Origin of the sequence: Streptomyces sp. Ru73 (genome assembly GCF_002920575.1) — a bacterium.
In the GTDB taxonomy this organism is placed as follows: Bacteria; Actinomycetota; Actinomycetes; order Streptomycetales; family Streptomycetaceae; genus Streptomyces.
Genome location: NZ_PQSQ01000145.1, coordinates 1 through 13,292, shown reverse-complemented (window position 1 = coordinate 13,292; position 13,292 = coordinate 1). Strand labels below are relative to the sequence as shown.

The 13,292-nt window shown below is 74.2% G+C and carries 8 protein-coding genes; 7 read left to right on the top strand and 1 reads right to left on the bottom strand.

Going from position 1 to position 13,292, the window contains the following annotated elements; genetic code table 11:
- The 6 genes from C3486_RS34525 to C3486_RS34500 all read left to right on the top strand — a co-directional run.
- Positions 1-2,923: FtsK/SpoIIIE domain-containing protein (locus C3486_RS34525; RefSeq protein WP_103836816.1), on the top strand; the 2,923-nt coding region annotated here is incomplete at its 5' end.
- Positions 2,924-3,085: 162 nt separating this feature from the next.
- The gene (locus tag C3486_RS34520) at positions 3,086-4,426 is read left to right on the top strand and encodes an ABC transporter substrate-binding protein (RefSeq protein ID WP_103836815.1); all 1,341 of its coding nucleotides are present in this window, start codon (positions 3,086-3,088) and stop codon (positions 4,424-4,426) included.
- 4 nt (positions 4,427-4,430) lie between these two features.
- Positions 4,431-5,780: a carbohydrate ABC transporter permease gene (locus C3486_RS34515; protein WP_103836814.1), complete on the top strand. Its 1,350-nt coding sequence runs from the start codon at positions 4,431-4,433 to the stop codon at positions 5,778-5,780.
- The gene (locus C3486_RS34510) at positions 5,777-6,661 is read left to right on the top strand and encodes a carbohydrate ABC transporter permease (protein WP_103836813.1); all 885 of its coding nucleotides are present in this window, start codon (positions 5,777-5,779) and stop codon (positions 6,659-6,661) included. Before C3486_RS34515 ends, C3486_RS34510 begins: the two co-directional genes overlap by 4 nt.
- A 161-nt stretch (positions 6,662-6,822) precedes the next feature.
- Complete coding sequence (locus tag C3486_RS34505; protein WP_103836812.1) at positions 6,823-9,153, top strand: bifunctional glycosyltransferase family 2 protein/CDP-glycerol:glycerophosphate glycerophosphotransferase; 2,331 nt, start codon at positions 6,823-6,825, stop codon at positions 9,151-9,153.
- A complete protein-coding gene (locus C3486_RS34500; protein WP_103836811.1) occupies positions 9,150-10,070 on the top strand; it encodes a class I SAM-dependent methyltransferase in 921 nt (306 codons plus the stop codon). The genes C3486_RS34505 and C3486_RS34500 overlap by 4 nt, the downstream gene beginning before the upstream one ends.
- 83 nt (positions 10,071-10,153) lie before the next feature.
- On the opposite strand, the gene C3486_RS34495 is transcribed toward C3486_RS34500, so the two are convergent.
- Entirely contained in the window at positions 10,154-12,397 is a 2,244-nt protein-coding gene (locus C3486_RS34495) for a bifunctional glycosyltransferase family 2 protein/CDP-glycerol:glycerophosphate glycerophosphotransferase (protein WP_308461289.1), read from the bottom strand.
- 171 nt (positions 12,398-12,568) lie between these two features.
- Here C3486_RS34495 and C3486_RS34490 point away from each other — a divergent pair.
- On the top strand, positions 12,569-13,292 hold a 724-nt coding region (locus C3486_RS34490), incomplete at its 3' end, for a glycosyltransferase (RefSeq protein WP_146075118.1).

The window sequence follows — 13,292 nt, the reverse complement described above, 5'->3', positions numbered from 1 at the left end:
GTACGCCGCCGGGGCCCGGTCGGCCGAGGCGTACGCCACCGACGCACGGGCCGCCGGGCGGCCCGCGCCCGACCGGTACGCGGCAGCGCACGACGCGCAGCAGGCACCGCGCCCCGAGGAGCGGTACGGCGCGCCGCACGGCCACCCGTACGGCGCACAGCCCGGCCGGCACGGCCGGCCGTACGACGCCGCCGCGCGGCCGGCCGCGGCCGAGGACCCGTACGGCACGGGCACGGGAAGCGCGCACGGCCACCCCGCCGACAGCGGCGACCTGCCCGGCTCCTCCGGCGCCGCTCCCCTGGACAGCGCCGCGTCCGGGCGGCGCGGCACGCCCGTCCGGGGCACCTCCGCCGCGTCCCTCGGGCTCGGCGGCGGACACGGCGGTCACGGCGCTGCGGAGCACGAGGGCCGTGCGTCCGGCGCGGCGCACGCCCCCGACGCGCGTTCCGCCGCCACCCACGGCGGCCGGGAGCGGCTGGTGGACCCGTCGGCGCCGGCCGGTGCGCAGCCCGCCACCGGGGAGCCGGCCGGTGCAGGGCCCGACGCCGCCTCCCGCAGACCGACCCGCCGGGGCGGCTGGGGCGCATGGGCGCGCCGGCTGGCCGGCGGACGCGGGGGCACGGCCGCCGCCACCGAGGAGGAGGCCGAGGAGCAGGCCGCCGCGTACGGCACCGAGGTGCACGTGCCCGTCGAGACCGCTCCCGGTGCCGCCGCCGAGCCCGGCCGGGGACCGGCCGGGCACGAGCGCTGGCCGGACGCGGCCACGGTCCTGCTGACCGCCCTCGGGCCCGGCCCGCGGCTGTGGGAGCGCGACGCCGGCCATCCCGACGCGCTGACCGTCCGGCTCGGCACCGCCGACCGCGAGGGGGGCCGCAGCGCCGTGCCGGTCACGGTCGCACTGCGCTCGGCCGGCGCGCTGGGCCTGGCCGGGCCGCGTCCCCGGCTCGCCGGGCTGGCCCGTGCCGCGGTGGCCCAGCTCGCCGCGCTGCACGCGCCGGGCACCCTGGAGATCGTGCTGCTCAGCGCGGACCGCGCGCGCAGCACCGCGCAGCGCCTGGAGGAGTGGTCCTGGCTGGGCTGGCTGCCGCACGTCCGCCCCGCGCACGGCCAGGACTGCCGGCTGCTGCTGGCGTACGACAAGGAGCAGGCGGCGGCGCGCGCGGCCGAGCTGGTCCGGCGGATGGACGACGGCCCGCTGGGGCCCGGCTGGGCGAGTGCCGAGCGGTCCGCCGTGGCGGCGGCCGCGGCCCGGCACCCCGGCCCGTACACCCTCGTGATCGCCGACGGCGACCCCGGCACGTCCGGGCTGCGGGAGACCGTGGCGCGGCTGGCGTCGGGCGGCCCCGCGGTCGGCATCCACGTGCTCGCGCTGGCCGAGACGCCCTCGGCCTCCCCCCTGTATCCGCTGGCCGAGACGTACGAGGCGGCGCGTGCCGCGTCCCCGGCCTTCGGGGAGTGCGGCGCGGTCGCGGTGCTCAGCGGCGACGTGGCCACGGCGCTGCGTGTCGTGCAGCCCGGTGCCCCGCTGGCCCCGGCGGCGCCGGGTGCCGCGGTGACCGGCAGCATCGCGGTGAACGGCGTGCCGCAGAGTGCTTCGGGTCCGTACGGCGCGGGGACGAACGGCACGGTCGCCACGGTGGACGCGGTCTCCGGTCCGTGGGCCGAGCGGTTCGCGCGCGCCCTGGCGCCGCTGCGCGAGGCCGACACCGTGCGCACGTCCCGCAGCCGCAGTGCCGTGCCACTGCCCGACAGTGCGCGGCTGCTGGACGAGCTGGGGCTGGCCCGGGCCACGCCCGCTTCCCTGATGGCCCGCTGGGCGGCCGCGGCGGACAGCGAGGAGCCCTCGGCAGCGGCGGTGCTGGGCGCCGGTCCGCACGGCCCGGTGCACGCCGACCCGGCCGCCGACGGCTGTCACTTCCTGCTGGAGGGCGGCCCCGGCACGGGCAAGACCGAGCTGCTGCGGTCGATCGCCGCCTCGCTGGCCGCCGCCGACCGCCCGGACCGGCTCTCGCTGGTGCTGGTCGACGGCGCCGGGACCGAGCGCGGGGACGGCCTGCGGCTCTGTACGGACCTGCCGCACGTCACGGCGCACCTGGCGGCCTCGGACCCGGTGCGGATGCGGGAGTTCGCGCAGGCGTTGTCCTCGGAGCTGAAGCGGCGCGCGGAAATACTGGGCGGCACGGGGTTCGCCGAGTGGCGCGCGAAGTACGTGGCGGCGCCGCGGGTGGTCGGCCCGCGCCGGTCCGCCGAGGGCCGTACGGCGACGGGCGGCGGTTCCGCAGCGCCCGCCCCGGCCGCCGGGTACGAGAGCGCGGCCGACCGGTCCGGGCTGCTCGACACGCCGGCCACCAGCACGCTGCGGCTGCGCCCCCGGACGCAGGGCGCGGCGGAGGAGGGGCGCCCCGCGGCCGACGGACTCGCCGCCGTGCCGCCGATGACCCGGCTGTTCGTGCTGGTCGACGACTTCGACGCACTGGTCGCGCCGGCCCTGGGCAGTACGGGACGGCCCGCTGCCGGTTCGGTGGTGCGGGCGCTGGAGGCGGTGGCCAGGGACGGCGCCGCGCTCGGCGTGCATCTGATCGCCGCGACCGGCCATCCGGACCGTACGGCGGCCACCGCGACCGCCGAGCGGGCCGGGCTCCGTGCGGAGCTGGGCGGCGAGAGCGACCCGGCAGAGCCGCTGCCGGTCGGGCGCGGCCGGCTGTTCCGCGCGGCCGACGGGTCCGCCACGCCCTTCCAGGCGGGCCGGGTGACGGGCCGGATACCCCGGACGTCCACGCTGCGGCCGACCGTCGTGCCCCTCGAGTGGCAGCGGATGGGCGATCCGCCGGCCCGCCGGCCGCTGCGCGAGCTGGGCAACGGCCCGACCGATCTGGCCCTGCTGGCGAGCGCCCTGCAGAAGGCGGCCAAGTCGGTGACGTGACGCCATGTGCAACCGTGCAACGAAACGGTCGCCGTACGGAAAAGCCGGGTTACCCGCGGTGGTAACGGCCCGGTCACGACGGGGCGTTGCAGTCGAACGCACTATTGCTCGGGCCTCCCGCCGCCGGTAGGACTGTCGCACGGCGAACGGGAGGGGCGACGGATGCGTCACGCAACGCTTCGTACGGCAACGGCACTTGTCGCGGTGGGCGCGCTGGCACTGACCGGCTGCGGGGGCGACGGCGGCGGCAACAGCGAGCGCGAGGACGGCAGCAATGCCGCGCCCACCGTCCGGCTGCCGAAGCTGAACGGCCGGACGCTCCAGGTGACGGCCGTATGGACCGGCCCCGAGCGGGAGAACTTCACCAAGGTCCTGGACGAGTTCGAGAAGCGCACCGGCGCCAAGGTGGAGTTCGTGCCGAGCGGCGACGACATGGCCGGCTTCATCGGCTCCAAGGTCGCCGGCGGCGGCGCGCCGGACGTCGCGATGCTCCAGCAGGTCGGCGTGCTCCAGGAGTTCGCCAAGAAGGGCTGGGTGAAGCCGCTCGGCCCGGCAGCGAAGAAGGAGCTGACGAAGAACTTCTCCAAGGGCTGGCAGGACCTGGGGAGTTACGGCGGCAAGACGTACGGCGTGTACTTCAAGGCCAGCAACAAGTCGCTGGTCTGGTACAACACCAAGGCGTTCGAGAACGCGGGGGTCTCCGAGCCCAAGGACTGGAAGGGCTTCCTGAAGACCGCGCGCACGCTCGCGGACTCCGGCGTGGAGCCGGTCTCGGTGGGCGGCGCCGACGGCTGGACGCTCACCGACTGGTTCGAGAACGTCTACCTCTCGCAGGCAGGCCCCGAGAAGTACGACCAGCTGGCGAAGCACGAGATCAAGTGGACCGATCCTTCGGTGAAGCAGGCACTCACCACGCTCGGCTCGCTGTTCGGCGCGAAGGGCCTGCTCGCGGGCGGCAACGGGGGCGCGCTGCAGACGGCGTTCCCGCAGTCGGTGACGCAGACGTTCAAGGACCGGCCCGAGGCCGCGATGGTCTCCTCGGCCGACTTCGCCGCGGCCAACATCGGCCAGACCAAGGCGAAGGTCGGCACGGACGCCAAGGTCTTCCCGTTCCCGGCGGTCGGCACGGACTCCCCGGTGGTGACCGGCGGGGACGTGGCGGTGGCGCTGAAGGACAACAAGGCGTCGCAGGCGCTGCTGACCTTCCTGGCCTCCCCGGACGCGGCCCGGATCTGGGCGGCGCAGGGCGGCTTCGTCTCCGCCAACAAGAAGCTGGACCCCTCGGCGTACCCGAACGCGGTGTTCCGCAAGATCGGCAAGGCGCTGGTCGCGGCCGGTGACGACTTCCGCTTCGACATGTCCGACCAGGCCCCGGCCTCCTTCGGCGGCAAGCCGGGCCAGGGCGAGTGGAAGGCCCTGCAGGACTTCCTGAAGAACCCGAAGGACGTGGCGGGCACCCAGGCGCAGCTGGAGAAGGACGCCGCCAAGTCGTTCGGGAACTGACGCCATGGTCTCTCCAGGCGCCACGGCCGCCGTGCAGGCGTCCCGCGGCGGCGCGAAGAAGCCCGGCAGAAGCGTGACGGGGACGCGCCCGTGGATCGCGGCCGCCTTCCTCCTCCCCGCGCTGCTGCTGCTCGGCGCGCTGGTGGTCTATCCGATCGGCTACTCGGTCTGGCGCAGCCTCTTCGACACGTCGGGCAACGGCTTCGTCGGGCTGGGCAATTACGCCGAGATGTTCTCCGACGACCGCATCCGCACGGCGCTGAAGAACAACGTCATCTGGGTGGTGGTCGCGCCGACCGTGTCCACCACGCTCGGCCTGATCTTCGCCGTGCTGACCGAGCGGGTCCGCTGGGGCACCGCGTTCAAGCTGGTCGTCTTCATGCCGATGGCGATCTCCATGCTGGCCGCCGGCATCATCTTCCGGCTGGTGTACGAGCAGGACCCGGAGCGCGGGGTCGCCAACGCGGTGTGGGTGGGCGTGCACGACACCTTCGCCGCGCCCGCGCCGTACCCGGGTGCCAATCCCCGGCCCGACGCCGACCTGCGGCCTTCGGGCGGCGGCTCGTTCACCACGAAGACGGCGGTCGGGACCGGCAGCGCCGTGGGCCTGCCGCTGGTGGCCGTGCAGCCGGACGACGTGCAGGACGCCCAGCGGGCGAAGCCGGCGACGCCGCGTCCCGGGCAGATCACCGGCACCGCCTGGCTGGACTTCACGCGCGGGGGCGGCGGCACCCCGGGGAAGATCGACAAGCACGAGAAGGCGCTGGCCGGCCTGAAGGTCGAGGCGGTCAGGGACGGCAAGGTGGTGGCGTCGGCGACCACGGCGGCGGACGGCACGTACACGCTGCCCGCCTCCGCCGAGGGGGCGCACCTGCGGCTGCCGGCCGCGAACTTCGCCGAGGCGTACAACGGCATCGACTGGCTCGGGCCGGCCCTGGTGACGCCCTCGATCATCGGCAGTTACGTGTGGATGTGGGCGGGCTTCGCGATGGTGCTGATCGCGGCGGGCCTGGCGAGCGTGCCGCGGGAGCTGCTGGAGGCGGCCCGGGTGGACGGCGCGAACGAGTGGCAGGTCTTCCGCCGGGTGACGGTGCCGCTGCTGGCGCCGGTCCTGGTGGTCGTCCTCGTCACGCTGATGATCAACGTACTGAAGATCTTCGACCTGGTGTACATCATCGCGCCGGGCGCCAGCCAGGACGAGGCGAACGTGCTCGCCCTCCAGCTGTACCAGTCGGCCTTCGGTCCGAACGCGGAGCTGGGCATCGGGTCCGCCATCGCGGTGTTCCTGCTGCTCCTCGTCTCACCGGTGCTGATCGTCAATATCCGGCGCCTGCGGAAGGAGCGGCAGCGATGACGGCGGTGGCCGAGGGCGCGGTGCGCGCCCGGCAGTCCCTGGCCGCGCGGATCGCGGCCCGTACCGGCGGCGGCGCGCTGCGGGTCTTCCTGGTCCTGGTCGGGCTGTTCTGGCTGATGCCGACGGTCGGGCTGCTGATCTCCTCGCTGCGCTCCCCCGCCGACGTCGCGGAGAGCGGCTGGTGGGAGGTGTTCGCCAAGCCGGCCCAGCTGACCTGGACGGGGTACGGCAATCTGCTGGGCAACGCCAAGATCATGGACTCGCTGGTGACCACCGCGCTGATCACCGTGCCGGCGACGGTGCTGGTGGTGGTCATCGGGGCGCTGGCGGGCTACGCGTTCGCCTGGATGGACTTCCCCGGCCGGGACACCTGGTTCATGGTCGTGGTGGGTCTGCTGGTGGTTCCGGTGCAGGTCGCGCTGATCCCGGTGGCGAAGCTGTTCGGCGCGATCGGGCTCTTCGAGACGACGGCCGGGGTGGTGCTGTTCCACACGGCCTTCGGCCTGCCCTTCGCGGTGTTCCTGCTGCGGAACTTCTTCGCCGAGATCCCGCGCGAGCTGCTGGAGGCGGCGCGGCTGGACGGCGCGAGCGAACTGCGGCTGTTCACGCGGGTGGTCATGCCGCTGGGCGGCCCGGCCATCGCGTCGCTGGGCATCTTCCAGTTCCTGTGGGTGTGGAACGACCTGCTGATCGCGCTGATCTTCGCGGACAGCGGCCACCCGCCGATCACCGTGGCGCTCCAGCAGGAGGTCCGCCAGTTCGGCAACAACATCGACGTACTGGCGCCGGGCGCCTTCATCTCGATGGTCATACCGCTGGTGGTCTTCTTCGCCTTCCAGCGGCAGTTCGTGTCCGGCGTGACGGCGGGCGCGGTGAAGTAGAGCCTGGGACGGGCCGGTCCGCGGGGCGCCCTCACTCGTACGGGTGCGTCTCGTCTGCCACCCGGGCGCAACCGGCCCCCGCGCACGCATGCCCGCGCGGTGGCGCCGGGAACGATCGCTGACCGACAACGCAGCCGGCCGCCGATCTCATGGAAGTGCCCTTGCCCCGCTTCAGCGTCATCGTGCCCGCCTACCAGGTCCAGGCGTACCTGCCGGAATGCCTGGAGTCCGTCCTCGGCCAGGACTGGACGGACTTAGAGCTGATCGCGGTGGACGACGGCTCCCCGGACGGCTGCGGGGAGATCATCCGCGAGGCCGCCCGCCGCGACGGCCGGGTACGGCCCGTGCACCTGCCGGCCAACACCGGCCTCGGCCCGGCCCGCAACGCCGGGATCGCCCGCGCCCGCGGCGACTACCTGCTCTTCCTGGACGGGGACGACACCCTCACGCCCGGTGCGCTGAGCGCCGTCGCCGCCCGGCTGGCCGCGACCGGTGACCCGGACGTACTGGTACACGACTACGCCCGCACCACCTGGTCCGGCACCGCGGCCCGCAACCAGTACGCCCACCTGCTCGCCCGGCGCGGCCCGGAGGTCTTCCGGCTCGCCGACCGGCCCGAGCTGCTGCGGCTGCTGATGGTCGTGTGGAACAAGGCCTACCGCCGCGACTTCGTCCGGCGGCAGGGGCTCACCTTCCCGCCGGGCTACTACGAGGACACGCCCTGGACGTTCCCGGCGCTGGCCACCGCGGAGTCGATCGCGGTCCTGGACCGGGTCTGCGTGCACTACCGGCAGCGCCGCAGGGGCAGCATCCTGCGCACCACGGGGCGCGGCCACTTCGACGTCTTCGACCAGTACGACCGGGTGTTCGCCTTCCTCGACGCGCGGCCCGAACTGGCCCGGTGGCGGCCGCTGATGGCCCGCCGGATGACCGACCACCTCACGGCCGTCTACACCGCGCCGGGGCGGCTGCCGCGGGACGCCCGCGCCGAGTTCTTCCGGCGGGCCGCCGCGCACTGCCGCCGGTACCGCTGTGACGGGCCGGCCGGGGACGCGCCGCGGCGCCTCGGCGTGCGGGTCCGGCACGGGCTGGTACGGCTGGGCTGGCACCGTGCCTTCCGGCTGCTGGCGGGAGCGCAGCGGCTCCGCCGGGCCACCGCGCGGCAGGGCGGCCGGCTGCTGCGGCAGGGGCGGCAGGCCGCGCTCGGGCTGCACTACCGGGTCCAGCGGCGGCTGCCGGTCAGGCCCGACCACGCGGTGTTCGCCGCGCACTGGCACCGTGAGTACGCCGCCGACCCCGCCGCCATCGAGGCCAAGCTGCGCGAGCTGCGGCCGGGGATGCGCACGGCGTGGGTGGCGGCGCCGGGGTACGGGGACACCGTGCCGCCGGGCGTGCGCCGGCTGCGGCCCGGGACCGCCGCGTACTGGACCGCGCTGGCCCGCTCGAAGTACCTGGTCAACAACGTCGACTTCGACCCGCGGCTGGTCAAGCGGCCCGGCCAGGTCCTGGTGCAGACGCACCGCGGCACCCCGCTCAAGCACATGGGCCTGGACCTCCAGGAGCGGCCCGCAGCGGCCCGGGACACCGACTTCGCGCGGCTGCTGCGCGGCGTGGACCGCTGGGACTACAGCCTCTCCGCCAACCGCCACGCCACGCTGACCTGGGAGCGGGTCTACCCGGCCGGCTACACCACGCTGGAGTACGGGCGGCCGCGTACCGACCGCTTCCAGCACGCCACCGCGCAGGACGTGCTGCGCATCCGGGCCGAGCTGGGCATCCCGCCCGACGCCACGGCTCTCCTGTACGCGCCGACCCACCGCGACTACCGGCGGTCCCGGCGGCCCGCGCTGGACCCGCGGCGGCTGCTGCGGGAGCTCGGGCCGGGCTTCGTGGTGCTGATGCGGCCGCACTTCGCCACCCTGGCGGGCCCGCCGTACGCCGCCGACGTGCCGCAGGAGCCGCCCGGGGACGGAGTGATCGACGTGAGCGGCCACCCGTGCGTGGAGGACCTCTGCCTGGCGTCGGACGCGCTGATCACCGACTACTCCTCGCTCATGTGCGACTACGTGAACCTCGACCGCCCCGTGGTGCTGCTGGCCGACGACTGGGAGGCGTACCGGGCGGCCCGCGGCATCTACGTCGACCTGTTCCGGCACCCGCCGGGACCGGTGGCACGCAGCGAGGACGAGCTCATCGAGATCTTCGCGAGTCCCGCATGGCGCGGACCCCGTTCGGCCGCTCTGCGGGCCACTTTCCGTTCACTTTTCTGCCCCTACGATGACGGCCACGCCGCGGAACGCGTGGTACGCCGTGTGTTTCTCGGGGACGAGGGCGCGCCCCCCACCGTGCCCCTCGACGAGCGACGGCCCGCGCCGCCTCCCGAGCGGGCCCGCCGTCTCGCGGTGCCGCACCCGGCACCCGGTCCCACAACAGCACACGCGTCGCATGTCGCCATGGAAATCCCCGACCGTCTGGAGACGGACCGCACATGACTGCCCTCACCGCAGACCAGAGTGCCGAACAGCTCCCGCGACCCACCCGCCTGGCCGATGTCAAGGGCTGGTTCTTCACCGCCGACCAGCTCATGTTCGACTGGTTCCTGGCCCGCCAGGAACGCCGCAAGGAACCGGGGGACCTGCTGGAGCTCGGCGCGTACATGGGGAAGAGCGCCATCTTCATGGGTGCCCGGCTGCGGGCCGGCGACCGCTTCACGGTCTGCGACCTGTTCGACTCCCCCGCCGAGGACTCCTCGAACTCCAAGGAGATGGCGAAGTCCTACGCGACGCTCACCCGCCGCGCCTTCGAGGCCAACTACCTCGCCTTCCACGACGAGCTGCCGCACATCGTGCAGGGCCTCTCGTCGGTGATCCGCGCGCACGTCGCGGACGACAGCTGCCGCTTCGCGCACATCGACGCCTCGCACCTGTACGAGCACGTGCACGGCGACATCCTGGCCGTGCGGCAGCTGCTGCGCCCGCACGGCGTGGTCGTGCTGGACGACTACCGCGCCGAGCACTGTCCCGGCGTGGCCGCCGCCACCTGGGAGGCGGTGACGACCGGCGGGCTGAAGCCGCTGTGCATCACCGGCACCAAGTTCTACGGCACGTGGGGCGACCCCGAGCCGGTCCGCGGCGAGCTGCTGGAGTGGCTCGCCGGGCGGCACGATCTGTGGCACGAGGTGCAGCAGGTGGCCGGACAGCCGTTGATCCGGCTCTCCGTGAAGGGCGCCAAGGAGCCGGCGCACCCGGTGTCGCGGCACGGGGTGCGGCATGCGCCGCTTGCCGGGAGCCCGGGTGCTGCGGGCCGCGGGGGCCGGCAGGGGCGGAGCGCGCTGCGGCGGGTCGCCGTGAACGTGCTGCCGCCGGTCGTCACCAAGGCGGTCGTCGCGGCACGTAACCGGGGGCGCTAGCCGCCGTACGGTCCGGCCTCGTCGCCCGGCTGCCGCGCCGGTTGCTCGCGCAGTTCCCCGCGCCCCTGGTGGGGCGCGGTGTCTCACGCCTGTGTGCAGGGTTCGGCCTCCCCGCCGCGTTCGGCCTCGTGCGGGGGCGGGGCGACGGTGCGCTCGGCGGCCGGCACGACGGGCAGCAGGCCGTCCTCGCCGAGGAGGACGCGGCGGACGACGCGCTCGGCCGCCAGTCCGTCGTCGTACGGGCAGAACCGCTCCCGGAAGGCGGCCCGCAGCTCGGCGGCGCGGCCGTCCGCCCAGCGCCCGGAGTGGAAGAGACCGGCGATCTCCTGTTCGTCGCGTGCCACGTGGCCCGGGGTGTCGCCGGGCTCGCCGGAGAGCAGGTCGAAGTAGACGCCGCGGGCGTGCCGGTACGCCTCCCAGTCGGAGGAGTGCACGACGATCGGCCGGTCGAGGTTGGCGTAGTCGAACATCAGTGAGGAGAAGTCGCAGAGCAGCGCGTCGGAGGCGAGCGCCAGCTCCTCCACGGACGGGTACTGGGAGACGTCGCGGATGCGGCCGGCCTCCTCCAGCGCGGCGAGCCGGGAGTCGGCGCCGTAGAAGTAGTGCGTGCGGACCAGCAGCTGGTGGCCCTCGCCGAGCGCGTCGGCGAGCCGTTCCAGGTCCAGCGGCGGCCGGAAGCCGCGCTCGTAGTCGCGGTGGGTGGGCGCGTAGAGGACCGCGGTGGTGCCCGGCGCGATGCCCAGTTCTGCGCGGATGCGGCGGACGTCCTCGGCGGTGGCGGTGAAGAAGACGTCGTTGCGGGGGTATCCGGTGGGCAGCGTCTCGTAGTCGCTGGGGTAGACGCGCTGCCAGACCTCCGTGGAGTGCGGGTTGGCGGAGAGGCAGTAGTCCCACTGGTCGGCGTGGTCCAGCAGGCGCAGAAAGCTCATCCCGCCGGCCGCCGCCGGGTGCCGGCGCAGGTCCATGCCCATCTTCTTCAGCGGGGTGCCGTGGTGGGTCTGGAGGTAGACCTGCTCGGGCCGCTTGTGCACGGTGCCGGGGAAGTTGGCGTTGTTGACCAGGTACTTGGCGCGGGCCATCACCTCCCAGTAGCGGCGCGAGTTCACCAGGACCGCTTCGACGCCCGGCGGCACCTCGTCGCGGTGCTTGCGGTCCACCAGCCACACGCCCCGCAGGTGGGGTGCCAGCTCGCGGGCCCTGGCGTGGATGGCGGCGGGGTTGCAGAACACTCCGCGGTTCCAGTACGCGGCGTAGACCACCAGGTTCTCGTCCACCGGGCGGCGCAGCTGGAGGGCGTAGTAGCGGCGGTAGACGGTGCGTGCCGTGCGGTGCCGGCGGGCCCGCAGCTTCTTGGCGGTGCGCTGCCGCAGCGTCCCGGCGCGGCGCATGGAGCGGTAGACGGCGTAGGAGTTCAGGTGGGGCGGCAGCTCGGCGCCGGCCGGGCGGTGCCGGCGCAGGACGCCGGCCAGTTCGCGGAAGAAGTCGGGCCGGTCAGCGGGGCGCACCCGGCCGTCGTCCTCCATGATTCGCAGCAGCCGCTCCACGGCGTGGTCGAACAGGACGCCGCGGGCCGTCTCGATGCCGCCGCCCAGCCCGGTGCCGGTCAGCGTGTGGAACAGCGCGTCGTACCGGTCGATGACCGCGAAGTGGTGGCGCCCTGGCAGCGTGGAGGCGCTGCCCCTGCGGCGCTTGCGCCAGGTCACGCAGACCCGGTCCAGGCAGGCGATCCGGGCCGCCGCCAGCAGCGTCTCGAAGACCACGGGCACCTCGTCGTACGGCCCGTCGGCGAACGCGAAGCCGTGTGCCTCCCACAGGTCGCGGCGGACCGCGCGGTTCCAGGCGGCCGGCAGCACGGTCAGGCACCCGGGCACGTCCTCGGCGGTGAAGACGGTGTCGGCGTGCGCCTCGAGGAACTCCCGGTCGGCGCTGCCGTGCAGCTGCTCCCAGACGTTGAGCCGGTCGTGGTCGAAGAGCAGCACGTCGGGCTCGCCGGCGGCGCGCAGCCGGGCGTCCACGGCGGCCAGCGCGCCGGGGGTGAGGAAGTCGTCGCCGTCGAGGAAGAGCAGGTACTCGCCGGTGGCGCGGCGGGCCCCGGCGTTGCGGGCCGGGCCGACGCCGCCGGGGCGCTCCAGGTGCACCGGGACCACCCGCGGGTCGGCGGCCGCGCAGGCGTCGATGATCGCCCCGTCGCCGCCGTCGGAGCAGTCGTCGACGGCGATCAGCTCCACCTCCTCGAAGGACTGCGTGAGCACGGAGTCCAGGCAGTGGCGCAGGAAGCCCTGCACGCCGCGGGCGGGGACGATGACGCTGAAGCGGGGCATGGCCATCCAGGGGTCGGTGACGCAGGGGGCACGGATCAGCGTAGTCAGATGATTACGCTCCGTCCCGTCCTCGGACCGCGGCCGGTCACTCGAACAGCGCAGGAAATGTGACGGGTGGCTACGCACGGGGTTGGACTGGTGTCCCGTGCGTCCCCTGGAAAAGGTCTGGTCTGCTCCATGGATCCCCGGCTCACCGTCGTCATCCCGATCTACAACGTCGAGCAGTACCTCCCCGAATGTCTGCGGTCCGTCGCGTCCCAGACGCTGCGGGAGCTGGACGTGGTGATGGTGGACGACGGCTCCACCGACGCGGGGCCCGCGCTGGCCCGCGAGTTCGCCGCCCAGGACCCGCGCTTCCGGCTGGTGACACAGGAGAACGGGGGCCTGGGCCACGCCCGCAACACCGGGGCCCGGCACGCCGATCCGCGCACCGCCTACCTCACCTTCATGGACAGTGACGACGTGCTGCCGCCGCGCGCGTACGAGGGCCTGGTCGGGCTGCTGGAGCGGTCCGGGTCGGACTTCGCGACCGGCAACGTCTGGCGGCTCACCACCGAGGGCCGCAGCCAGGCGTGGCAGCACAAGTCCATGACCCGTACGGTCCTGGGCACCCACATCAGCCGCGACCTGAGCCTGCTGGCGGACCGGGTGGCCTGGAACAAGGTCTTCCGGCGCACCTTCTGGGACCGGCACGGGCTGGCCTTCCCCGAGGGCGTGCTGTACGAGGACACCCCGCTCACCATCCCGGCGCACTTCCTCGCCGAGGCCGTCGACGTCCTCCACGAGCACGTCTACTACTGGCGCATCCGCGAGGGCTCGATCACCCGCCGCCGCACCGACGTCAAGGGCGTGCGCGACCGGATCGCCGCCGTCGACGGCGTCAGCCGGTTCCTCGCCGATC

Coding starts and splice junctions, on each gene's coding strand:
- C3486_RS34495 (WP_308461289.1), bottom strand. CDS start 12,397: ATGGCCATGCCCCGCTTCAGCGTCATCGTCCCCGCCCGCGGCGTGCAG.
- C3486_RS34510 (WP_103836813.1), top strand. CDS start 5,777: ATGACGGCGGTGGCCGAGGGCGCGGTGCGCGCCCGGCAGTCCCTGGCC.
- C3486_RS34500 (WP_103836811.1), top strand. CDS start 9,150: ATGACTGCCCTCACCGCAGACCAGAGTGCCGAACAGCTCCCGCGACCC.
- C3486_RS34515 (WP_103836814.1), top strand. CDS start 4,431: ATGGTCTCTCCAGGCGCCACGGCCGCCGTGCAGGCGTCCCGCGGCGGC.
- C3486_RS34520 (WP_103836815.1), top strand. CDS start 3,086: ATGCGTCACGCAACGCTTCGTACGGCAACGGCACTTGTCGCGGTGGGC.